20 protein-coding genes and 1 tRNA gene are annotated in these 22,922 nt (G+C 60.9%); 12 read left to right on the top strand and 9 right to left on the bottom strand.

All coding sequences use genetic code 11. The features are described 5' to 3' along the window. Positions 1-34: 34 nt before the first annotated feature. From AO064_RS14225 to AO064_RS14215, 3 genes are all read right to left on the bottom strand, one after another. A complete protein-coding gene (locus AO064_RS14225) occupies positions 35-1,345 on the bottom strand; it encodes an MFS transporter (protein ID WP_015885702.1) in 1,311 nt (436 codons plus the stop codon). 349 nt (positions 1,346-1,694) lie between these two features. After that, positions 1,695-2,933 carry a transporter associated domain-containing protein gene (locus AO064_RS14220; protein WP_064053738.1) on the bottom strand — a complete coding sequence of 413 codons (1,239 nt, stop codon included), beginning with the start codon at positions 2,931-2,933 and terminating at the stop codon, positions 1,695-1,697. Between the two features lie 12 nt (positions 2,934-2,945). After that, positions 2,946-3,758 (bottom strand): cytochrome C assembly family protein, encoded by an 813-nt coding sequence (locus AO064_RS14215; protein WP_015885700.1) that lies wholly within the window; start codon positions 3,756-3,758, stop codon positions 2,946-2,948. Between the two features lie 234 nt (positions 3,759-3,992). On the opposite strand from AO064_RS14215, the gene ffh reads away from it, so the two are divergent. From ffh to thrC, 9 genes are all read left to right on the top strand, one after another. Beyond that, the gene (gene ffh / locus AO064_RS14210) at positions 3,993-5,369 is read left to right on the top strand and encodes a signal recognition particle protein (RefSeq protein ID WP_010207982.1); all 1,377 of its coding nucleotides are present in this window, start codon (positions 3,993-3,995) and stop codon (positions 5,367-5,369) included. A gap of 251 nt (positions 5,370-5,620) precedes the next feature. Then, a complete protein-coding gene (rpsP, locus tag AO064_RS14205; RefSeq protein WP_003175899.1) occupies positions 5,621-5,872 on the top strand; it encodes a 30S ribosomal protein S16 in 252 nt (83 codons plus the stop codon). Positions 5,873-5,877: 5 nt separating this feature from the next. After that, positions 5,878-6,414 carry a ribosome maturation factor RimM gene (gene rimM / locus AO064_RS14200; RefSeq protein WP_015885699.1) on the top strand — a complete coding sequence of 179 codons (537 nt, stop codon included), beginning with the start codon at positions 5,878-5,880 and terminating at the stop codon, positions 6,412-6,414. Further along, the gene (trmD, locus tag AO064_RS14195) at positions 6,396-7,169 is read left to right on the top strand and encodes a tRNA (guanosine(37)-N1)-methyltransferase TrmD (RefSeq protein ID WP_173390389.1); all 774 of its coding nucleotides are present in this window, start codon (positions 6,396-6,398) and stop codon (positions 7,167-7,169) included. The genes rimM and trmD overlap by 19 nt, the downstream gene beginning before the upstream one ends. 45 nt (positions 7,170-7,214) lie before the next feature. Next, positions 7,215-7,565 (top strand): 50S ribosomal protein L19, encoded by a 351-nt coding sequence (rplS, locus tag AO064_RS14190; protein WP_003175895.1) that lies wholly within the window; start codon positions 7,215-7,217, stop codon positions 7,563-7,565. Positions 7,566-7,938: 373 nt separating this feature from the next. Continuing rightward, entirely contained in the window at positions 7,939-8,835 is an 897-nt protein-coding gene (gene xerD, locus AO064_RS14185) for a site-specific tyrosine recombinase XerD (protein ID WP_015885697.1), read from the top strand. Between the two features lie 141 nt (positions 8,836-8,976). After that, entirely contained in the window at positions 8,977-9,708 is a 732-nt protein-coding gene (locus AO064_RS14180; protein WP_064053737.1) for a thioredoxin fold domain-containing protein, read from the top strand. A gap of 129 nt (positions 9,709-9,837) precedes the next feature. Beyond that, positions 9,838-11,142: a homoserine dehydrogenase gene (locus AO064_RS14175; protein WP_025854832.1), complete on the top strand. Its 1,305-nt coding sequence runs from the start codon at positions 9,838-9,840 to the stop codon at positions 11,140-11,142. A 67-nt stretch (positions 11,143-11,209) separates the two neighbouring features. After that, the gene (gene thrC / locus AO064_RS14170; RefSeq protein ID WP_046035251.1) at positions 11,210-12,619 is read left to right on the top strand and encodes a threonine synthase; all 1,410 of its coding nucleotides are present in this window, start codon (positions 11,210-11,212) and stop codon (positions 12,617-12,619) included. 81 nt (positions 12,620-12,700) lie between these two features. On the opposite strand, the gene AO064_RS14165 is transcribed toward thrC, so the two are convergent. Continuing rightward, positions 12,701-12,922, bottom strand: a complete 222-nt coding sequence (locus tag AO064_RS14165) for a hypothetical protein (RefSeq protein WP_016971927.1) — start codon at positions 12,920-12,922, stop codon at positions 12,701-12,703. Positions 12,923-13,235: 313 nt separating this feature from the next. Between AO064_RS14165 and AO064_RS14160 the strand changes: the two genes are divergently transcribed. After that, positions 13,236-13,520 carry a DUF3509 domain-containing protein gene (locus AO064_RS14160; protein WP_043205838.1) on the top strand — a complete coding sequence of 95 codons (285 nt, stop codon included), beginning with the start codon at positions 13,236-13,238 and terminating at the stop codon, positions 13,518-13,520. Positions 13,521-13,690: 170 nt separating this feature from the next. Here AO064_RS14160 and AO064_RS14155 read toward each other — a convergent pair whose 3' ends face one another. Then, positions 13,691-14,563, bottom strand: coding sequence for a TIGR02285 family protein (locus tag AO064_RS14155; RefSeq protein ID WP_064053736.1), 873 nt, complete (start codon positions 14,561-14,563; stop codon positions 13,691-13,693). Further along, positions 14,563-15,762, bottom strand: coding sequence for a CaiB/BaiF CoA transferase family protein (locus tag AO064_RS14150; protein WP_015885691.1), 1,200 nt, complete (start codon positions 15,760-15,762; stop codon positions 14,563-14,565). Before AO064_RS14150 ends, AO064_RS14155 begins: the two co-directional genes overlap by 1 nt. A 148-nt stretch (positions 15,763-15,910) precedes the next feature. Between AO064_RS14150 and AO064_RS14145 the strand changes: the two genes are divergently transcribed. Next, positions 15,911-16,453, top strand: a complete 543-nt coding sequence (locus tag AO064_RS14145) for a YaeQ family protein (protein WP_003193952.1) — start codon at positions 15,911-15,913, stop codon at positions 16,451-16,453. Positions 16,454-16,610: 157 nt separating this feature from the next. Next, on the top strand, positions 16,611-18,320 hold the full coding sequence (recJ, locus tag AO064_RS14140) for a single-stranded-DNA-specific exonuclease RecJ (RefSeq protein WP_046035252.1): 1,710 nt from the start codon (positions 16,611-16,613) through the stop codon (positions 18,318-18,320). Between the two features lie 136 nt (positions 18,321-18,456). Here the strand turns inward: recJ and AO064_RS14135 are convergent, their stop codons facing one another. From AO064_RS14135 to AO064_RS14125, 3 genes are all read right to left on the bottom strand, one after another. Then, positions 18,457-19,743, bottom strand: coding sequence for a virulence factor family protein (locus AO064_RS14135; RefSeq protein WP_064053735.1), 1,287 nt, complete (start codon positions 19,741-19,743; stop codon positions 18,457-18,459). Further along, positions 19,743-22,385 carry a bifunctional lysylphosphatidylglycerol flippase/synthetase MprF gene (gene mprF / locus AO064_RS14130; RefSeq protein ID WP_064053734.1) on the bottom strand — a complete coding sequence of 881 codons (2,643 nt, stop codon included), beginning with the start codon at positions 22,383-22,385 and terminating at the stop codon, positions 19,743-19,745. The genes AO064_RS14135 and mprF overlap by 1 nt, the downstream gene beginning before the upstream one ends. 279 nt (positions 22,386-22,664) lie before the next feature. Next, positions 22,665-22,741, bottom strand: a tRNA-Met gene (locus AO064_RS14125). Between the last annotated feature and the right edge of the window lie 181 nt (positions 22,742-22,922).

The raw sequence follows: 22,922 nt of genomic DNA, 5'->3' as shown, positions 1-22,922 counted from the left end.
ATGTGTGTGCGGGCTTGCTCGCGAAGGCGGTCTATCAGGCAACCTTGTTCAAATCATTATCCCGCGTCTCTTTCAGGCACAGCACAGCAATCAAGCTGAGCAACGCCGCCGCCGACACATACCCGCCGACATAACTCAGCCCACCCATCGCCACCAGCTTGGTCGCGAAGAACGGTGCCGCTGAAGCCCCCACAATCCCACCCAGGTTATACGCCGCCGACGCGCCGGTATAACGCACACGTGTGGGGAACAACTCCGGCAGCATGGCGCCCATGGGCGCGAAGGTCACGCCCATCAGGAACAGCTCCAAGGCCAGGAACAGCGCCACCGCCCAGGTCGAACCGTGGGTCAGCAATGGCTCCATGGTAAAACCCGACAGGATCGCCAGGATCGCACCGACGATCAGCACAGGCCTGCGCCCGTAACGGTCGCTGGCCAAGGCCGCCAGCGGCGTGGCCAGGCCCATGAACAGCACGGCAAAGCACAACAAGCCAAGGAAGGTCTCGCGGCTATAGCCCAAGGTCGAAACGCCGTAGCTCAGTGAAAACGCGGTGGTGATGTAGAACAACGCATAACACACCACCATCGACGCGGCGCCCAGCAATACGGGAAGCCAATGCTGGCTGAACAGTTCCACCAACGGCACTTTTACCGGCGCTTCTTTGGCGACGGCATTGGCGAAGACTGGCGTTTCATGCAGCTTCAAGCGCGCATACAGGCCCACCATCACCAACGCAGCGCTGAGGATGAACGGGATGCGCCAGCCCCAGCTGCGGAACTGCTCGTCGTTCAGGCTCATCGCCAGGATCAGGAACAAGCCATTGGCCGCCAGGAAGCCAATCGAAGGGCCCAGTTGCGGGAACATGCCGAACCAGGCGCGCTTGCCTTTGGGCGCATTCTCGGTCGCCAGCAGTGCCGCGCCGCCCCATTCCCCACCGAGCCCCAAGCCCTGGCCAAACCGCAGTATGCATAACAGGATCGGCGCCCAGGCCCCGATGCTGTCATAACCCGGTAGCAAGCCAATCAGCGTGGTACACACGCCCATCAGCAGCAGCGAAGCCACCAGCGTCGATTTACGCCCGATGCGATCACCGAAGTGGCCGAACAGCGCCGAGCCCAATGGGCGGGCGATGAAGGCGATACCGAAGGTCAGGAACGACGCCAGCATCTGCGCGGTGCCGGAGGTCTGTGGGAAGAACACCGGGCCGATCACCAGCGCAGCTGCCGTGGCGTAGATATAGAAATCGTAGAACTCGATGGCGGTGCCGACGATGCTCGCCGTGGCGACCCGTGCAGTCGAGTTGGTCGGGGCGGCGGTCGCGGCCTCGTTGTAGGTGGTGCTCATGGCGATATCCCTGACGGTCATTGCGCGTTTGGACGCGGATTATTATTGGTCGAACACCCATGGATCAGGGGTTGCGCGGGGTGGCTCGGGATGGGAGCGAACACCGGTCAGACAGGATGAAGCGGTGCCTGGACGCGTTGGGTGCGGGTAGCACGCGGTCGGGCGGGGCTTGGATAAGCCGCAGGGATTATAGGAAGGGGTTTGAACTTACAACAAGTCAAAATGTGGGGAGCAGTGAGACGATTCGGCTTGCCCCCGATAGCAGAGTATCGGTCACCTGATGCAGTGACTGACACTAGGCCATCGGGGGCAAGCCCCATCCCACATTTGATTGTGTTTTGTCTGGAAACTAAGCGGCGACGGGCATTTTGCTGGTGTGCCAGATCAGCACCTTGCTCACCCGGTTGTCTTCGGTCTCGAGGATTTCCAGGCGGTAGCGGCCGATTTTCAGGCACACCGCGCAGTCCGGGATGGTCTCCAGGGCTTCGGTGACCAGGCCGTTGAGGGTCTTGGGGCCATCGCTGGGCAGGTGCCAGTTCAGGCTCTTGTTCAGTTCGCGGATCGAGGCGGCGCCGTCGATGATATAGCGTCCATCCGGTTGCGCTTCGATATGCGGGTTGTCTGCACTCTGCTCGCTTTCGAATTCGCCGACGATTTCTTCGAGGATATCTTCCAGGGTGACAATGCCCAGCACTTCGCCGTACTCGTCCACCACCATGCCCAGGCGTCGGTGTTGCTTGTGGAAATTCAGCAATTGCAGTTGCAGGGGCGTGCTTTCGGGGACGAAGTAGGGTTCGTGGCAAGCCGCCAGCAACGCTTCTTTGGTCAGGCTGGCGTCAGGCAGCAGGTGCTGGATCTGCCGCGTGTTGAGCACGGCTTGGACTTGGTTGATATCACTGTGGAACACCGGCAGGCGGGTGCGCTCGGAGGTGCGCAGTTGCTCGATGATCTCTTCGACCGAGTCATCCAGGTTGATGCCGTCCACTTCGCTGCGGGGCACCAGGATGTCGTTGACCGTGATGTTGTCCAGGGCGTGGATGCCTGGCATGCCGGGGGTACGGTTCTCGTCGGCCTCCGGTTCCGGTTCATCGTCGTGGTCGGGCTGCGGTTCGTCGCTCTTTTTCACCACGCCGGATGTGCGTGCGAACGGGCGCAGCAGCAACAGGCTGATGCCATTGAGCAGCCAGGCCAGGGGGTAGAGGATTTTCAGCGGGACGCCCAGCAGCGTATTGCCAAAGCCCAGCACCGCTTGAGGGTGGCGAGTGGCCAGAGTGCGCGGCAAGTAGTCGGCGAGGATCAGCAGCAGGGCACAGGAGATCAGCCAGCCGAGCCATGGGCCATTCTGCGCCCAGGCGTAGATCGCCAGCAGCGTGCAGAGGATCACCACCGCCGCGCGGCACAGGCTGTTGCACAGGATCAGGCTATGGCGCGGGAAGTTCAGGCGGGCGGCAGCCTTGTCGCCCTGGCGCGTTCCGGGGCGCAGGGCCAGCAGGTGTTGTTGCGCGGCCTCGATGGCGGTAAACAGTGCCGCCCATAACAGCAGCAAGGCAATTACCGCGACCATCGGCCCCAGGGGCAAGTTGTCCATTTTTGCTGCCCGTCAGATATGCAGGATGTATTCGCGAACCAGCTTGCTGCCGAAATAGGCCAGCATCAGCAGGCAGAAACCGGCCAGCGTCCAGCGAATCGCCTTGTGCCCGCGCCAGCCGAGGCGGTTGCGGCCCCACAGCAAGACGCTGAACACCACCCAGGCCAGGCACGCCAGCAGGGTTTTGTGCACAAGGTGCTGGGCGAACAGGTTTTCGACAAACAGCCAGCCGGAGATCAGCGACAGCGACAGCAGCGTCCAGCCGGCCCACAGGAAGCCGAACAGCAGGCTCTCCATGGTTTGCAACGGCGGGAAGTTCTTGATCAGCCCGGAGGGGTGCTTGTGCTTGAGCTGGTGGTCCTGCAGCAGCAGGAGCAGGGCCTGGAACACCGCGATGGTGAACATGCCGTAGGCCAGGATCGACAGCAGGATGTGCGCGAGGATGCCCGGTTCTTCATCAATCACCTGCACCGTGCCGGTGGGCGCGAATTGCGCCAGCAGCACCGTCAGCACGCCCAGCGGGAATAACAGCACCAGCAGGTTCTCGACGGGAATCCGGTAGCAGGCCATCAGGGTCAGTGCGATGACGGCGGCGGCAATCAGGCTGGCGGCGCTGAAAAAATCCAGGCCCAGGCCGACGGGCGTCATCAGGTGGGTAAACAAACTGGCAGCGTGAGCCAGCAGCGCGAGGACGCCAAGGCCCACCAGCAGGCGTTTGTCCGCCTTGGTGCCTTGGGCCAGACGAGTGCCCTGATAGAAAGTCGCAGCGGCATACAAAATGGCGGCGGCGAGGCTGGGTAGCAAACTGGGTGACAAAGGGAGCATAAATCCTGTTAAGCAGGCCCGAAAGGCGCTGAGTTTGGCATACCCCTGCGTAACACGAAAGACTCCCGGACCAGACAGCGGGTGTGCATGGGCGCAGTCTTCGCTATAATCCGCGACCTGCCCACGCCGCAGGCTCGCCGAGCGCTGTTTTTAATAGCGATTTACCGCAGCCTGGGCCGCCATTACCTCGGTCTACCAATGCATTTCGATGAATAGGGCCTGAAAGGATCGCGCATGTTTGAAAACTTGACTGACCGTCTCTCGCAGACGCTGCGCCACGTAACCGGCAAGGCCAAGCTGACCGAGGACAATATTAAAGACACCCTGCGCGAAGTGCGCATGGCGTTGCTGGAAGCCGACGTCGCCTTGCCGGTGGTAAAGGACTTCGTCAACTCGGTCAAAGAGCGCGCAGTGGGCACCGAAGTGTCCCGCAGCCTGACCCCGGGCCAGGCGTTTGTGAAGATCGTCCAGGCCGAACTCGAAAGCCTGATGGGCGCGGCCAACGAAGACTTGAACCTCAGCGCCGTGCCACCGGCCGTCGTGCTGATGGCGGGTCTGCAGGGTGCGGGTAAGACCACCACCGCCGGCAAGCTGGCGCGCTTCCTTAAAGAGCGCAAGAAAAAGTCCGTGATGGTGGTGTCGGCCGACGTCTACCGTCCGGCGGCCATCAAGCAGTTGGAAATGCTCGCGGGCGAAGTGGGCGTGACCTTCTTCCCGTCCGACCTTAGCCAGAAGCCGGTCGACATCGCCAACGCCGCTATTAAAGAAGCCAAGCTCAAATTCATCGACGTGGTCATCGTCGATACCGCCGGTCGCCTGCACATCGACGAAGAGATGATGGGCGAGATCAAGGCACTGCATGCCGCGATCAACCCGGTCGAGACGCTGTTCGTGGTCGACGCCATGACCGGCCAGGATGCGGCCAACACCGCCAAGGCCTTTGGCGACGCCCTTCCACTGACCGGCGTGATCCTGACCAAGGTCGACGGCGATGCCCGTGGCGGTGCCGCGCTGTCGGTGCGTGCCATCACCGGCAAGCCGATCAAGTTCATCGGTATGGGCGAGAAGAGCGACGCGCTCGAGCCGTTCCACCCGGAGCGTATCGCCTCGCGCATCCTCGGCATGGGCGACGTGCTCAGCCTGATCGAACAGGCCGAAGCGACCCTCGACAAGGACAAGGCCGATAAGCTGGCCAAGAAGCTGAAGAAGGGCAAGGGCTTCGACCTCGAAGACTTCCGCGACCAGCTGCAGCAAATGAAGAACATGGGCGGCCTCGGCGGCTTGATGGACAAGCTGCCGAACATCGGCGGTGTGAACCTGGCGCAAATGGGCAATGCCCAGGGCGCGGCAGAGAAGCAGTTCAAGCAGATGGAAGCCATCATCAACTCCATGACCCCGGCCGAGCGCCGCGACCCTGAGCTGATCAGCGGTTCGCGCAAACGTCGGATCGCCATGGGTTCCGGCACCCAGGTGCAGGACATCGGTCGCTTGATCAAGCAGCACAAGCAGATGCAGAAGATGATGAAAAAGTTCTCCGCAAAAGGCGGAATGGCCAAGATGATGCGCGGCATGGGCGGTATGTTGCCCGGCGGTGGCATGCCTAAAATGTAAAGTATTCGAGCGGGAGCCCAGCTCCTGCTCCGACCCACAGGGATGTGGGATCTCCAGCAAACCCGCCGTTGGCGGGCGCTGACTCGCCGTTTTAACCGACGGCTCTATAGCAGATCTGAATGGCACGCTGATAGGCGCCAGAAAAAGACATTTGCAAAAGTCCGGATATTCCTTAGAATATGCGGCCTTTCGGGCACCTATGCCCGCTGTGCATTTAGATTTGCAGCACCGACTACAGGAACGATGTTCACATGCTAACAATCCGTCTTGCCCTTGGCGGCTCCAAAAAGCGCCCGTTTTACCACTTGACCGTAACCGACAGCCGCAACCCGCGCGACGGTTCGCACAAGGAACAGGTTGGTTTCTTCAACCCTGTTGCTCGTGGTCAAGAAGTTCGTCTGTCCGTGAACCAAGAGCGCGTAGCCTACTGGCTGAGCGTGGGTGCACAGCCATCCGAGCGCGTTGCAAAACTGTTGAAGGACTCGGCTAAGGCCGCAGCCTGAGCAATATGAACGCGACGCCAGCTGTTGCTGATGATTTGATCGTTATCGGCAAGATTTACTCTGTTCATGGCGTTCGCGGCGAAGTGAAGGTGTATTCCTTTACTGATCCGACTGAAAACCTGTTGCAGTACAAGACCTGGACGCTCAAGCGCGAAGGTAGTGTGAAACAGGTCGAGCTGGTCAGTGGACGCGGGAGCGATAAGTTCCTGGTCGCAAAGCTCAAGGGTCTTGATGACCGTGAAGAAGCTCGTCTTCTGGCCGGTTATGAGATCTGTGTGCCGCGCAACCTGTTCCCTGAATTGACCGACGGCGAGTACTACTGGTACCAGCTGGAAGGTCTGAAGGTTATTGATCAACTCGGGCAACTGTTCGGGAAAATCGATCATCTTCTGGAAACCGGCGCCAATGATGTAATGGTGGTCAAGCCTTGCGCTGGCAGCCTGGATGATCGCGAACGCCTGTTGCCTTATACGAAGCAATGCGTGTTGGCTGTCGACCTGGAAGCAGGCGAGATGAAGGTGGAATGGGACGCGGACTTCTAAGCGTGGCTAATTTGCGCATTGAAGTGATCAGTTTGTTTCCCGAGATGTTCTCCGCCATCAGCGAGTACGGCATCACCAGTCGGGCGGTGAAACAGGGGCTGTTGCAGCTTACCTGTTGGAACCCGCGAGACTACACGACGGATCGACATCACACTGTGGACGATCGCCCATTTGGCGGTGGCCCGGGCATGGTGATGAAGATCAAGCCCCTGGAAGACGCGTTGGCTCAGGCCAAGGCCGCCGCCGGGGAGAAGGCGAAGGTAATTTACCTGTCCCCTCAAGGCCGCCAGCTGAAACAGGCTGGGGTACGCGAACTGGCGAATGAGGAAGCACTGATCCTGATTGCCGGTCGCTATGAAGGCATTGACGAGCGCTTTATTGAGGCTCATGTCGATGAAGAGTGGTCGATTGGGGACTATGTCCTGTCTGGCGGTGAGCTGCCGGCGATGGTCCTGATAGATGCGGTTACACGACTGCTGCCTGGAGCTTTAGGGCATGCGGACTCCGCGGAGGAAGATTCCTTCACGGATGGTTTGCTGGATTGCCCGCACTACACCCGTCCGGAGGTGTATGCGGATCAGCGTGTTCCCGACGTATTGCTAAGTGGCAATCACGCACACATCCGGCGTTGGCGTTTACAGCAGTCCCTTGGTCGGACCTATGAACGACGCGCCGATCTTCTGGAAAGCCGCTCGCTTTCTGGAGAAGAGAAGAAGCTGCTCGAGGAATACATCCTCGCGCGGGACGATAGTTAACAACGTATCGATGGTAGGTCCATTGACTTACCTTAGGAGCACAGCATGACTAACAAAATCATCCTTGCACTCGAAGCAGAGCAGATGACCAAAGAGATCCCTACCTTTGCCCCGGGCGACACTATTGTCGTTCAGGTGAAAGTGAAGGAAGGCGACCGTTCGCGTCTGCAAGCGTTCGAAGGCGTGGTAATCGCCAAGCGTAACCGTGGTGTGAACAGTGCTTTCACTGTTCGTAAAATCTCCAACGGTGTTGGCGTAGAGCGTACTTTCCAGACCTACAGCCCGCAAATCGACAGCATGGCCGTCAAGCGTCGCGGTGACGTACGTAAAGCCAAGCTGTACTACCTGCGTGACCTGTCCGGTAAAGCAGCTCGCATCAAGGAAAAACTGGCTTAAGTCCAGCTTCCCGATGCAGAAAAAAGCAGCCTACGGGCTGCTTTTTTGTGCCTGAAATTTGTTAACTGTTCGCCGCTAACACAGCCTGGATGGCTACACCTCTTTGTAGTGAGCGGGCTTGCCCCGCGCCGGGCTGCGAAGCGGCCCCAATAAAAGCACTGCCGAGCTCCAGATAGAGCCAATTCGCCTGGTTTGGGGCCGCTTCGCAGCCCAGCGCGGGGCAAGCCCGCTCACTACAGTGTTGTGTATATACCTACGGCTATCGCAGGCTGTGTTGCCTGCCCCCATGTTGTGACCGACGATGATCCACTGTGGGAACGGGCTTGCCTGCGATAGGATCTGACAGACGCCACATAATTTTGCCTGAGCCCCCATGCCCGCCATTGACCACCCCCTGATCGACCGCTTCCTCGACGCCCTCTGGCTGGAAAAAGGCCTGTCGGACAACACTCGCCAGGCTTATCGCAGCGACCTGGCGCTGTTCAATGGCTGGTTGCAGGAGAAAAACCTCGAACTGATCAACGCCGGCCGCGAGCTGATCCTCGATCACCTGGCCTGGCGCCTGGAGCAGAACTACAAGCCACGCTCCACGGCGCGATTCCTCTCGGGTGTGCGTGGGTTTTATCGCTATCTGCTGCGAGAAAAACTGATCGCCCTCGACCCCACACTGCAAGTCGAGATGCCGCAACTCGGTAGGCCATTGCCCAAGTCCCTGTCGGAAGCCGATGTGGATGCCTTGCTCGCCGCCCCTGACCTGAGCGAAGCCATCGGCCAGCGTGACCGCGCCATGCTCGAAGTGTTGTATGCCTGCGGCCTGCGGGTGACCGAGCTGATCAGTCTGACCCTGGAGCAAGTGAACCTGCGCCAGGGCGTGCTGCGAGTAATGGGCAAGGGCAGCAAGGAGCGGCTGGTGCCGATGGGTGAGGAGGCGATTGTGTGGGTGGAGCGCTATATGCGCGATGCGCGTGGCGAACTGCTGGGTGGGCGCCCCAGTGATGTGCTGTTCCCCAGCTTGCGCGGCGAGCAGATGACCCGCCAGACCTTCTGGCATCGCATCAAGCACCAGGCCAAGGTCGCCGGGATCGGCAAGGCCCTGTCGCCCCATACCCTGCGACATGCATTCGCCACCCATTTGCTCAACCACGGCGCCGATTTGCGGGTGGTGCAAATGCTCCTCGGGCACAGCGACTTATCCACAACCCAGATCTACACCCACGTGGCGCGCGCGCGCTTGCAGGATATGCACGCCAAGCACCACCCACGGGGGTGAAAACCGCCATTTTATCCCGCCACGGGCTGCCCTGCGGCCCAACTGTGGTAGGCTTTGCCGGTTAGCAAAGGGGACGGCCCACACCCGGGTTTCATATCGGCGTACCTGCACCCGTCCTTGCATCTGCCTTCAGGAGTTCCCATGCGCTTGACCCAGATTATTGCCGCCGCAGCCATTGCGTTGGTTTCCACCTTTGTTGTCGCCGATGACGCGGCCGAGCAGACCATTCGCAAGAGCCTGGCCAACCTGCAGCTCGACACGCCGATCGAAAGCATCAGCGCCAGCCCGATGGCCGGCCTTTACGAAGTCAAGCTCAAGGGCAGCCGCGTGCTGTACGCCAGTGCCGACGGCCAGTACATAGTGCAGGGCTACCTGTTCCAGTTGAAGGACGGCAAGCCGGTCAACCTGACCGAGAAGGCCGAGCGCCTGGGCGTGTCCAAGCTGATCAACGGCATCCCGGTGGCTGAAACCGTGGTGTACCCGGCCATCGGCGAGACCAAGACGCACATCACCGTGTTCACCGACACCACCTGCCCGTACTGCCACAAGCTTCACGCCGAAGTGCCTGCGCTGAACAAGCTGGGCGTGGAAGTACGCTATGTAGCGTTCCCGCGCCAGGGCCTGGGTTCGCCGGGTGACGAGCAGTTGCAAGCCGTATGGTGCTCAGCCGACAAGAAGGCGGCCATGGACAAGATGGTCGACGGCAAGGAAATCAAGGCGGCCAAATGCGCCAACCCGGTTTCCAAGCAGTTCGCCCTGGGCCAGTCCATTGGCGTGAACGGTACACCGGCCATCGTTTTGGCTGACGGCCAGGTGATTCCGGGCTACCAGCCGGCACCACAAGTTGCCAAACTGGCGCTGAGTGCCAAATAAACCAGCATCGTCGAACCTTTGACGATCATGGCCCGTGGCTAAGTCGACGGGCCATTAATTGAAAGCCGCAGTTGTGCGGCTGTTTTCCACGGCCGACCTAGCGTCGGCCGTTTCATGGGGAGTTCTTCAGTGAAACCGGTCAAAGTAGGCATCTGTGGGTTAGGGACCGTCGGTGGCGGCACCTTCAACGTACTTCAGCGTAATGCTGAAGAAATTTCCCGTCGCGCAGGCCGCGGGATTGAAGTGGCGCAAATTGCCACGCGTTCGCCAAAGCCTCAGTTCCAAACGACCGGTATTGCGATTACCAACGATGTCTTCGCCGTTGCCACCAACCCTGAAATCGATATCGTCATCGAGCTGGTCGGTGGCTACACCGTGGCCCGCGAGCTGGTGCTCAAGGCCATCGAGAACGGCAAGCACGTGGTCACCGCCAACAAGGCGCTGATCGCCGTGCACGGCAACGAGATCTTCGCCAAGGCGCGCGAGAAGGGCGTGATCGTGGCGTTCGAAGCCGCCGTGGCCGGTGGCATCCCGGTGATCAAGGCGATCCGTGAAGGCCTGTCCGCCAACCGTATCAACTGGGTCGCCGGCATCATCAACGGCACCGGTAACTTCATCCTCACCGAAATGCGCGAGAAGGGCCGTACCTTCGAAGACGTGCTGGCCGAAGCCCAGGCCCTGGGTTATGCCGAAGCCGACCCGACGTTTGACGTGGAAGGCATCGACGCGGCGCACAAACTGACCATCCTGGCGTCAATTGCCTTTGGTATCCCGCTGCAGTTCGACAAGGCCTACACCGAAGGCATCACCAAGCTGACCACCGCCGACGTGAACTACGCCGAAGCCTTGGGTTATCGCATCAAGCACCTGGGCGTGGCGCGCAGCACACCGGCCGGTATCGAGTTGCGTGTGCACCCGACGCTGATCCCGGCCGACCGCCTGATCGCCAACGTCAATGGCGTGATGAACGCGGTGATGGTCAACGGTGATGCCGCGGGTTCAACGCTGTTCTACGGCGCCGGTGCCGGCATGGAGCCGACCGCTTCGTCGGTGATCGCCGACCTGGTGGATGTGGTCCGCGCCATGACCAGCGACCCGGAAAACCGCGTGCCGCACCTGGCCTTCCAGCCGGATTCGCTGTCGGCCCACCCGATCCTGCCGATCGAAGCCTGCGAAAGCGCCTACTACCTGCGCATCCAGGCCCAAGACCATCCGGGCGTGTTGGCCCAGGTCGCCAGCATCCTGTCGGAGCGCGGCATCAACATCGAGTCGATCATGCAGAAGGAAGTCGAGGAGCAAAACGGCCAGGTGCCGATGATCCTGCTGACTCACCGCGTGCTCGAACAGCACATCAACGATGCCATCGCCGCGCTGGAAGCCCTGCAGGGCGTCGTCGGGCCGGTGGTGCGGATTCGCGTCGAACACCTGAACTAATGGTTTTGCTGCAAGGGCCCCGCAGGTTCGGCGGCCCTTGTTCAAGAATGCTCTAGAGGAGCCAGTCATGCGTTATATCAGCACCCGCGGCCAGGCACCGGCCCTGAATTTCGAAGACGTCTTGCTGGCAGGCCTTGCCACTGACGGCGGCCTGTATGTGCCGGAAAACCTGCCACGCTTCACCCAGGAAGAAATCGCTTCGTGGGCCGGCCTGCCGTACCACGAGCTGGCCTTCCGGGTGATGCGCCCGTTCGTCACCGGCAGCATTCCCGATGCGGACTTTAAAAAGATTCTGGAAGAGACCTACGGCGTGTTTTCCCACAGCGCCATCGCGCCTCTGCGCCAGCTGAATGGCAACGAGTGGGTGCTTGAACTGTTCCACGGCCCGACCCTGGCGTTCAAGGACTTCGCCCTGCAACTGCTCGGTCGTTTGCTGGATTATGTGCTGGAGAAGCGCGGTGAGCGCGTGGTGATCATTGGCGCCACCTCCGGTGACACCGGTTCGGCCGCCATCGAAGGCTGCAAGCACTGCGAAAACGTCGACATCTTCATCCTGCACCCGCACAAGCGCGTGTCGGAAGTACAGCGTCGCCAGATGACCACCATTTTTGGCGAGAACATCCACAACATCGCCATCGAAGGCAACTTCGATGACTGCCAGGAAATGGTCAAGAACAGCTTCGCCGACCAGAGCTTCCTGAAAGGCACGCGCCTGGTGGCGGTGAACTCGATCAACTGGGCGCGGATCATGGCCCAGATCGTCTACTACTTCCATGCCTCCCTGCAGCTGGGCGGGCCGGCGCGTTCGGTGTCGTTCTCGGTGCCAACCGGCAACTTCGGCGACATCTTCGCCGGTTACCTGGCGCGCAACATGGGCCTGCCGATCAACCAGTTGATCGTCGCCACCAACCGCAATGACATCCTGCACCGCTTCATGAGCGGCAACCAGTACGTCAAGGAAACCCTGCACGCGACCCTGTCGCCGTCGATGGACATCATGGTTTCTTCGAACTTCGAGCGCCTGCTGTTCGACATGCACGGTCGCAATGGCGCGGCGATTGCCGGCTTGATGGACACCTTCAAGAGCGGTGGCGGTTTCAGCGTTGATGAAGAGCGCTGGACCGAAACCCGCAAGCTGTTCGACTCGCTGGCCGTGGACGACGCACAGACCTGCGAAACCATCGCTGAAGTCTACGCCCAGACCGGCGAGCTGCTCGACCCGCACACCGCCATCGGTGTGAAGGCCGCGCGCGAATGCCGTCGCAGCCTGGACATCCCGATGGTGATACTCGGCACCGCGCACCCGGTGAAATTCCCGGAAGCGGTGGAGAAGGCCGGGGTTGGCAAGGCACTGGAATTGCCGGTGCACCTGGCAAACCTGTTCGAGCGTGAAGAGCGTTGCACCGTATTGGCCAATGACCTGAAGGCTGTGCAGGCGTTTGTGAGCCAGCACGGCAACCGGGGTAAGCCGCTGTAAGGCACACCGCGTAGACAAAAACGCCGCTTTCCCTTCCTTGGGTCAGCGGCGTTTTTCGTATCAGGCAGGCCCGGTCGAGCGTTACGAGAATAGTTTCTGCGCGACGACTATGACGGTGCCGACGGCGGCATAAAACCCTGTTGCGATACCCACCGGGTACCAGAAAGTCTCGCAGGTTATCTTCAGGGACTCTTTGTTGAGCTTGTTTTGCTCTGCGTTCATACGTGCAATTTCAGCAAAAATACGTGATACCTCGGCGTGCATCCTGTCTGTCGACGTCTGCTGTTCATTTTGTTCCGCCATCGTAATCATCCTTTGCAATAGGGGCCTTTTGATATGCGCTCTTGCCTGCATGGCAGAGTGACCAGCGCTCACCGAGTATAGGATTCACCCTCTGCCTCCGCGTCCGGCAAACCCCAAAACAGCCACCCATTGCGTAAGCAGTTATGTGAGCCGTTTTTTCCCTGTCATGTTGCAAGCGCATGCTGGAATCCGTCACCCCCTGACGGCCCCATAAAGACGATAAAGCGAACTTTCCTACGTCACAAACAGTCACTTAGGATAGATGCAGCTCCCGTTGAAACGATTGTTCCCGAACTATTGAGTGGTGATCGAGATGGAAAGTATCAGCCTATTGCTCGAAGAAGCACTGAGCCCTTATCAGGTTACGCTGACCACCTCTGGTGTGCAGGGCGAGTGCCTGGTGACGGTGAAGAATCCTGCTGGCGCTATCGTGGTCGAGCGTGAAGTCGATCGTGCGCAACTGATGGACAAGCGCGTGCTGGTGGATGTGGTGGATTGCCTGTTGCGCGACCTCAAGATTGCCGAAGGGCGCCTGGAACCGTCGGTCATTGCAGCCTTGCGCAATGCTGCCCAGACGCGCAGCCCCGCCGTCGCATGAAGAATTGTTTAACTGTGGAAACTTCCTACAACGTGGCCGGTCAGATTTCGTAACAGCAAGAGCAAACATTGTGCTCCGGTGTTTGTGCCTTGCTGTACTGGTCTTTGTAGGCCACGTTTAACCCCGAGGTGTCTCCCCACCCTTCGGGGTTTCTTTTTGCCTGCGATTTGTCACGGTTCGGGTGAGTCCTGGAAAAAGCGCGGGTTGTCGCGCAGGTATTGTTCGCGCATGACCGGATCCAGCCAAGCAGCATAGGACTGCTGCACCTGCTCCTGTGGGATGTCGCGCAGCACCTGGTCGATTCGTTCAATGGCACGACGCCCCTGGGCGGTATCCGAACAGGCGATATGCGTACGTTGGTAGGGCATTGAGCCTTTGATCGGATAAAAGCTCAGGTCGTCCGAAGCAATCCTCTGTTGCAGCGCGTGATAGCGGATTTCCGGCCAATACCCCAACACCGCTTCCAGCCGTCCCCGGCGCTGCATTTGCAACAAGCTGCCAAGGGCGTCGTTGCCGTAATGAAGCGCCACTGTGTGTGCATCGGCGTGTTTAAGCTGCTCATCGATCACCGGGCCGTAGCTGCGCTCCGCCGTGGCACCCACCCGCGTTCCACGGGCGTCGAGAAAAGCCTGCAGGTCGAACTGGCCGTCCACGATGAACGGCGCCATGGCGTCCTGTTGGCTGCGCCGTATCGCGATGCCATTGCTGGGGGTAACGAACGCCTGGCGAGAAAACACCACGTACTTGGCCCGTTCCGGCGTCCACAGCAGCGATGGATCGCAGGTGAATGAGGGGTCACTCAACATTTGCGTGCCCCGAGCGCGGTTGACGTGCAGCACCTGATGCCGGTATTCCGGCAGGCGCTCGATCAGTATCGGCAATAGTTGATCCAGCGCGCCCTGGCCTTTGCGCGGGCCTTCGAAAATGGTCAAAGGTGGCAAGTCACGCACTAGCCAGATCAGCGTGTCTTCAGCGCTGGCCGGCAGAGGCAAGCCGCAAGCGAGCATGACGCTGAGGCCTAGCTGAATAAGCCGACGAGCCATCAGATCGCGCCGTCCTCGCGTAAACGCACAATCGCGGCCGCGTCATAACCCAGGCTGCCCAGCACCGTGCTGTTATGTTCACCCAACTGTGGCCCCACCCATTCACAGCTGCCCGGCGTGTCCGACAGCTTGGGCACGATGCCCGGCATCTTGAACGCCTTGCCGTCGGGAAGCTGGGCCTTGAGGAACATCTCCCTGGCAAGGAATTGCGGGTCGCCCAGCATGTCCTCGGCACTGTAGATCCGGCTGGCAGGCACTTCGGCTTTATTCAGCCGCTCCACCACCTGATCCAGCGGCAGTGAGTTTACCCAGCGATCAATCACCCCATACAGCTCATCGCGACGGCTGTCGCGTCCGTCATTGCTGGCAAGCGAGGGATCGTTGGCCAAGTCCTCACGGCCAATGGCTGACATGAAGCGCTTGAAGATCGCGTCCCCGTTGGCGCCAATCTGCACATGCTTGCCGTCGGCGCTGGTGTGGATCGAGGAGGGCGTAATACCGGGCATGATGTTGCCGGTGCGTTCGCGAATAAAGCCGAACACGTCGAACTCCGGGATCATGCTTTCCATCATGGCGAAGATGGCTTCATACAGCGCCACATCGACCACCTGGCCCAGGCCGCCGTTGACTTCGCGATGACGCAGCGCCATCAGCGCGCCGATCACCGCCCACAACGCGGCAATCGAATCGCCGATGGAAATGCCGGTACGCACCGGCGGGCGGTCTTCGAACCCGGTGATATAGCGCAAGCCGCCCATGGATTCACCCACCGCACCAAACCCTGGCTGGTCTTTCATTGGCCCGGTCTGGCCAAAGCCGGAGAGGCGCACCATCACCAGCTTGGGGTTGAGGGCGTGCAGGGTTTCCCAACTCAGGCCGAGTTTCTCCAGCACGCCGGGGCGGAAGTTCTCGATCAGGATGTCGGCGTTGGCCAACAGCTGTTTGAGGATGGCCAGGCCGTCCGGATGCTTAAGGTTCAGCGTCAGCGATTGCTTGTTGCGCGCCTGCACAAACCACCACAGCGACGTGCCTTCGTACAGCTTGCGCCATTTGCGCAGCGGGTCGCCGCCGTCCGGCGATTCGACCTTGATCACCTCGGCGCCGAATTCCGCGCAGATACGTGAGGCGAACGGGCCGGCGATCAGGGTGCCGAGTTCGATGACTTTCAGGCCGGCAAGCGGTTTGGCATTAAACGACATGAGGATCCTTGTCTGCGCGGGGCGGTGGTGTGATGCCTTTTAACATAGGCGAGCGGCCCAGGGATAAGGATGATGCAGCGCAGGATTCGTTGAATGGCCTCGCCATCGGTTAGACTGGCCGCCTTTCCCTGTCTCTAGAAGTCCGTTCATGGCCCAGCCGTCCACGACCTACAAATTCGAACTCAACCTCACCGACCTTGACCGCTCGGTGTACGAGAGCGTTAAACAGACCATCGCCCGCCACCCTTCGGAAACCGAAGAGCGCATGACCGTACGTCTGCTGGCCTACGCCCTCTGGTACAACGAGCAGTTGGCATTCGGTCGTGGCCTGTCAGATGTAGACGAGCCAGCCCTGTGGGAAAAAAGCCTGGATGACCGGGTTTTGCACTGGATTGAAGTCGGCCAGCCGGATGCCGACCGCCTCACCTGGTGCTCGCGCCGCACCGAACGCACCAGCCTGCTGGCCTACGGCAGCCTGCGGGTGTGGGAAGGCAAGGTGGTGCCTGTGGCGAATAACCTGAAAAACGTGCACATCGCCGCCGTGCCCCAGGAAGTCCTCGAGACGCTGGCCAAGGACATGCCCCGCGTTATCAAGTGGGACGTGATGATCAGCGAAGGCACGATTTTCGTCACTGACGACCGTGGCCAGCATGAAGTCCAACTGCAATGGCTGGTCGGCGAGCGCGGTTGAAACGGTGGGAGGGGGCTTGCTCCCGATCGCGGCGGTTCAGTCAGCACCCCATCGACTGATACACCGTAATCGGGAGCAAGCCCCCTCCCACAATGACCTGTGTCGTTTGTAGCCTTGTTGTTTAACCGTCTTATCAAAGAGAAGCTCCCGTCGCCCCATGCGTATCGATCCTCGCCCGTTGCCTGCCGTCCTGCCGTTTCTCGGTGACTTGCCACCGCTGTTGACCCGTCTCTACGCCGCGCGCGGGGTGCAGTCCGAAGCCGAGCTGGACAAAAGCCTGGCGCGGTTGATTCCCTATCAGCAGCTCAAGGGCATCGACGCAGCGGTGGACTTGCTGGTGACCGCGTTGGAACAGCGCCAGCGTATCCTCATCGTCGGCGACTTCGACGCCGACGGCGCCACTGCCAGCACCGTGGGCACCTTGGGCCTGCGCTTGCTCGGCGCCGCCCATGTCGATTACCTGGTGCCCAACCGCTTCGAGTATGGCTACGGCCTGACCCCGGAAATCGTTGCGGTCGCGCTGCAGCGCGAGCCGCAGTTGCTGATCACCGTGGACAACGGTATCTCCAGCGTCGAAGGCGTGGCGGCGGCGAAAGCGGCCGGGCTGAAGGTGTTGGTAACTGACCACCATTTGCCCGGCGATGAATTGCCGGCGGCGGATGCCATTGTCAACCCGAACCAGCCGGGCTGTGAGTTCCCGAGCAAGGCCCTGGCCGGTGTGGGCGTGATCTTCTACGTGCTGATGGCCCTGCGGGCGCGCCTGCGCAGCTTGGGCTGGTACGAGCATAAGCCTCAACCCAACATCGGCGAACTGCTCGACCTGGTGGCCCTGGGCAGTGTGGCCGACGTAGTGCCCTTGGACGCCAACAACCGCATCCTGGTGCATCAGGGCCTGGAGCGCATCCGCGCCGGTCGCGCACGGCCGGGGATCAAGGCGATCCTTGAAGTGGCCAAGCGCGACGCGGCACGTATCACCTCCACCGACCTGGGCTTTATCCTCGGGCCGCGCCTGAATGCCGCCGGGCGCCTGGATGACATGAGCCTGGGCATCGAATGCCTGCTCACCACCGACGTTTCCGCCGCGCGTGAAATGGCCGCGCAACTGGACGGCATGAACCAGGACCGTAAATCCATCGAGCAAGGCATGCAGCGCGAGGCCCTGGCCCAGCTCAAGGACTTGCCGGTGGAGTCGATGCCCTACGGGCTGTGCCTGTTCGACCCGGAATGGCACCAGGGCGTGATCGGCATTCTCGCCTCGCGCATGAAAGAGCGCTATTTCCGCCCGACCATCGCCTTCGCTGATGCCGGTGATGGCCTGCTCAAGGGCTCAGGGCGCTCTGTGCCGGGGTTTCATATCCGCGATGCGCTGGCGGTGGTCGCCAGCCAGCATCCCCACCTGATCGCCAAATACGGCGGCCATGCCATGGCCGCCGGTTTGACGCTGCCCGAAGAAAACTTCCCGCTGTTTGCCGAGGCCTTTGATGCCGAAGTGCGTCGGCAGCTGCGCGAAGAAGACCTGACCGGGCGCCTGCTGTCCGACGGTACTCTGGCAGTGGAAGAGTTTCACCTGGAACTGGCCCGCGCATTGCGGCACGCGGGCCCGTGGGGGCAGCACTTTCCCGAGCCGTTGTTTCACGGGGTGTTTCAGTTGGTGGAGCAGCGCGTGGTGGGCGAGCGGCACCTGAAAGTGGTGCTCAAGAGCGAATGCGGGTCCGTGAAGCTCGACGGCATTGCGTTTGGGGTGGACCGTGAGGTCTGGCCGAACCCGACGGTGCGTTGGGTGGAGCTGGCCTATAAGCTGGATGTGAACGAGTTTCGCGGGAATGAAACCGTGCAACTGATGATCGCGCACATCGAGCCACGCTAGATCTAAGCAACACCACAAAGCCAATGTGGGAGGGGGCTTGCTGCCGATGGCAGTAGACCAGCCAACTGATCTTTGGCTGACCCACCGCTATCGGGAGCAAGCCCCCTCCCACATTTGGTTTTGCGTATGGCAGAAATTACTCGGCTTTGTCCTTGGCCTGGTGCTTCACGATGATATCCACCAACCGTTTGGCCAGCGCCGGGTAGTTCTCGTCGAAGTGATGCCCACCTGGCAACTTCAAGGCTTCACCCACGGCGGTCTTGTCCGTGCAGCCGCTCTCGTCGACTTCTTCCGCACCGTAGATGCACACCACTTTCTCAGGCGGCAGCTTGGCCATTTCCGGGCCGGTGGCGGCTTCTTTGCCTGCGTTGCCCAGCCAACCTTCCACTTCAATCTCGAAGCTGCCAGTACGCGCAAATGCCAGCAGGATGATCGCGTCCACGCGCTGTTGCTCGTTTTCCGGCAGGCGGTTGTAGATGGCCGGCAGTACATCGGCGCCGAACGAGTAACCGGTCAGCACGAAGCGCTTGGTGCCCCACTTCTGCCGGTAGTGCTGCATCAGCTCGGTGAGGTCCTTGGCGCTTTGTTCCGGGCTCTTGTGCTGCCAGTAGTAGCGCAGGGTGTCGATGCCCACCACCGGGTAGCCGATCTTGGCCATTTCACCGGCCACGTCGCGGTCCAGGTCGCGCCAGCCGCCGTCGCCGGAGAGGAACAGGGTGACGGTGTCCTTGGCTTGGCCCGCCGGTACTTCAACCACTGGAATCGCCAGGCCGCCGTTGTCCGAGCCCACCAGTTGCTTGCGCAGCTCGTTGTTCAGCACTTGCGGGTAATGAATGTCGTAGTCGCTGATGCTGGTCGTGGCACGTGGGGTATCGCGTACGAAACTGGCGGCATCATCCTCAGGGTTGTCGTTCCAGGCCACCAGCCAATTGCCGTGGGCTGAGGTTTTCGGCAAAGGGTCGTTGCAGCCTGGCTGGGTCATGGCGAAACCGACGGAGATGGCGTTGGCCTTGTCGTCGCTTTGTGCCGCCAGCCAGCGCCAGGCCAGGCTTGCGCCAGGGCCGATGCCGCTGACCAGCGTCGCCGGGCCCTTGAGCTGGCCCAGGGCGCTTTGCAGGGCTTGTTCCTGCAGCTTGCAATCGTCCTTGGGCAGGATCACCTGGACAATCTGCGCCTTGCCGCCTTGGCTCAAGGCAATCAGTTGGCTGTCCGTCAGGGTTTCATCGGCCATCACGGCCACGGCCACACGGGCCTTGGGCGTGCCGTACGGGGTCACGCGGGTCATGACCGAACCGTCGGCCTGGGGCAGTTGCTCCAGGGTCGGCTGCGGGGCAGGGCGGTTCCAGTACCAATAGCCGCCACCCAGGACCAGGGCGAGCAGCACTACAAAGGCCAATACATACCGCCAGGAACGTCGAATCATCAGCGTTTCACCAATCCAGTCAAGCCGCCCGCGATCAGGGCGGCGGTATCGGCCAGTGCCACCAGCGGATCAAGTCCTGCGGGCACGGCCATGTAACGGGGTTCCCAGTCAGGCTGGAACTTGTCTTTGAAGCGGCGCAAACCTTGGAAGTTATACAGTTGCTCGCCACGTCGGAACACCATCGAGCCCAGGCGTTGGGTCAGCGGGGCGCCGCGGCGTGGTTGCAGGCCCGACAACGGCACCATGCCGAGGCTGAAGCGGGCGTAGCCGTGACTCTTATAGTGTTGAATCAGGCCGACCATCATGAACTCCATGGTCAGCTTGGGCGCATCCGGGTGGGCGCGCATCAGGTCGAGACTGGCCAGGTCGTGGTTGTAGGTCTCGAGCAGGTTGGCGAAGGCCACCGGGCGCCCTTCGAAGCGAATGATCGCAATGCGGAAGTGCTTGAGGTAGTCGTCGCTGAAACGTCCCAGGGAAAAGCCTTTTTCCCGTACGTTCTTGCCGGTCAGCCAGGCATCGGAGATGACCTTGAGTTCATCCATCGGCGCCGTGCCCGGTTCAAAGATCTCCAGGGACAGACCGTCGCGGGTGCCGCGGTTCCAGGTGTAGCGCAGGTCCTTCATCTCTTTGCCCTTGGCTTCCAGGTCAAAGCGTTTCAGGTCGACGCGGGCTTCTTCGCCCAGCTTGATCGCGGTGAGGCCGATGTCCATGTAGTACGGCAGGTTCTCCGCGCGGACCTGGTAGAACACCGGGCGCGCGTGGTGGATGTCGCACAGGTCGCGGAACTGCCAGATCATTTCGGCGCGGGGCTGGGTCGGGCCGATTGGGTCGTACAAGGCTACCAGGCTGCGCCCGCGACGGGCGTACATGAGGAAAGCTTCATCATTGGGATGGAACAGCAGCGCCTTGTCACCGGTCAGCGCCAGGCCGCCGTCCGGCTGGGACGAGGCCATCAGGATCTTGCTGGCGCGCTCCAGTTCGTCGGGGGTCGGAAGGTGGATCACCGGGCGCGCGGTGCGCAGCAGCCAGGTGAGCGACACGATCACCAGCAGCACGGCGGCGCCCAGCAGCGAGCGCAAGCCGCGTGGGGCGTTGGCGTCCAGGGTGAACTGCCACCACAGCTGGTGACTGTAAGGGACGTCTTGGTAAGCGAACAGCAACAGCCAGATCGAGGCTCCCAGCACGCAGACACTGGCGACCAGGTACAGCGGCGAGAAGGGCAGCTCGGTGAGGCGGCTGGCGCGGTAGAACGAGCGGCGGAAGATTGCCAGCAGGATGGCGGTCATGGTCATCAGGCTGGCTTCTTCCCAATCGAAGCCTTTGAGCAGCGAGAGCAGGGCGCCCACCAGCAGCAGCACCATGGTCAGCATCCAGGCGGCTGACAAGCGTCGACGCAGGCCCTGGGCCAGCAGCAGGCAGAGCACGCCGATCAGGCTGGCGCCGAAGTGCGAGGCGTCAATCAGGCGGTGGGGAATCAGGAAGCCGATGTTTTCCAGGCGTGAGTCGATTTCGGGCGTGGCGCCGGAAAACAGCAGGACCACGCCGGACAAAAAAACCAGTACGGCCAGTACTGGCGCCGCCAGCCCCGAGGCGACCCGCAGGCTTTGCTGGGTCTGGAACAGACGCTGGGCTTCGTTGACCAGCAGGAACACGCAGGCGATCAGCAGCGGCAGCACCACATAGATCATGCGGTACAGCAGCAGGGCAGCAGCCAATGGCGCGGCACCGAGTTTATCGGCGAAGGCCGCCAGCAGGATCGCTTCGAATACCCCCACGCCGCCCGGTACATGGCTGAGCACGCCGGCGGCCAGGGCCAGCAGGTACACGAGCAGGAAGGGCCCGAAGGGCGGCGCTTCCGGCAGCAGCATATAAAGGACGGTGGCGGCAGCGGCGACGTCCAGTGCGGTGATGATCAGTTGCAGGAAGGTCAGGCGGCGACCCGGCAGGCGCAGGGTACGACGGCCGGCTTTGACCAGCAGGTTGTCCGGGTAGGGCTGTTCCGGCAGGCGACGGCGATAAATGCCGATGCACAACACCACCGACAACAGCAGCACTGCGCCGGCGATGCCGCCGAGCAGGGTTTGCGGCAGATGCAGATAGGTGGATGCCGCGGGCAGGTTGCTCAAGGTGGCCAGTGCAGCCAGGGGCGGCAGTGCGCAGCCCAGGGCCAGGCTGGCGAACACCGTCATGTGGGCAACTTCCGACGCCCCGATACCATGGCGTGCATATAAACGGTAACGCACCGAGCCGCCCGAGAGCATCGACAGGCCAATCGCATTGCCAATGGCAAACGCGGTAAAGCCGCCCAGGGCCAGGGTCTTGGCGGGTAGCTTCACCCCTGCATAGCGCGCACCGGAAAACTCGTAGCCCAATAGGATCACAAAGCCGGCGACGGCCGCGGCAAATGCGCCGAGCAGGGCCGGCTTGGGCACTTCCAGGATCGAGTCGTGGAGGGCGTAAAGGTCCAGCTCCAGCAGCAGGTGTCGGCAAGCGATCAGGGCGATGGCGAACAGCAGCAGCGTGACGGCCAGCCCGATGGGTTGCCGGTACTTGCTCACCAGGTCCAGCCAACGCAAACGCGTTGGCGGGATCGGTTGTTCTGCTGTGACGGTGTCTTGTGGTTCAGACGAGTTGGCGCGCATCAATCACCTCGTGGATTGTGCGCGACAGGATGGAGGTATCCAGCCAAGTTACCAATCCCTATGGACAAAATAATTACAAATATTAACGCGTATCACCGGGGTCGGCGACAGCGGCCATTGGTCGTAGAGGGTAGTGCTTGAGCATTCAGCATAGCTTGCAATGACATGGACTCTACAACCCGTGTGGGGTTTCATGAAAGATGCCATGCCATTGTTTCAGAAGAACTTTTTTACCGGATACAAAAAAGGCCACTCTTTCGAGTAGCCTTTTTTGATGTTTGGTTGCGGGAGCCGGATTTGAACCGACGACCTTCGGGTTATGAGCCCGACGAGCTACCAGACTGCTCCATCCCGCGTCTGTGGGCGGCATTCTACAGCCCAGCGGCGAGGTGTCAACCGTTAATGGGCCGATGGGTCAAATAAGTGTAATTTGACCTGCCAGTCACCCTAAGTACCATCCCTTTCAAGGTCTTTTCGTTTTGGCAGCCTTGATTACCCGGTCGGTTGAAACATGTGCATGTACCGCAGTGCCTTGGA

The sequence above is a fragment of the Pseudomonas marginalis genome, from assembly GCF_001645105.1.
Taxonomy (GTDB): domain Bacteria; phylum Pseudomonadota; class Gammaproteobacteria; order Pseudomonadales; family Pseudomonadaceae; genus Aquipseudomonas; species Aquipseudomonas petroselini.
This window is presented reverse-complemented; position numbering and strand designations above follow the sequence as displayed.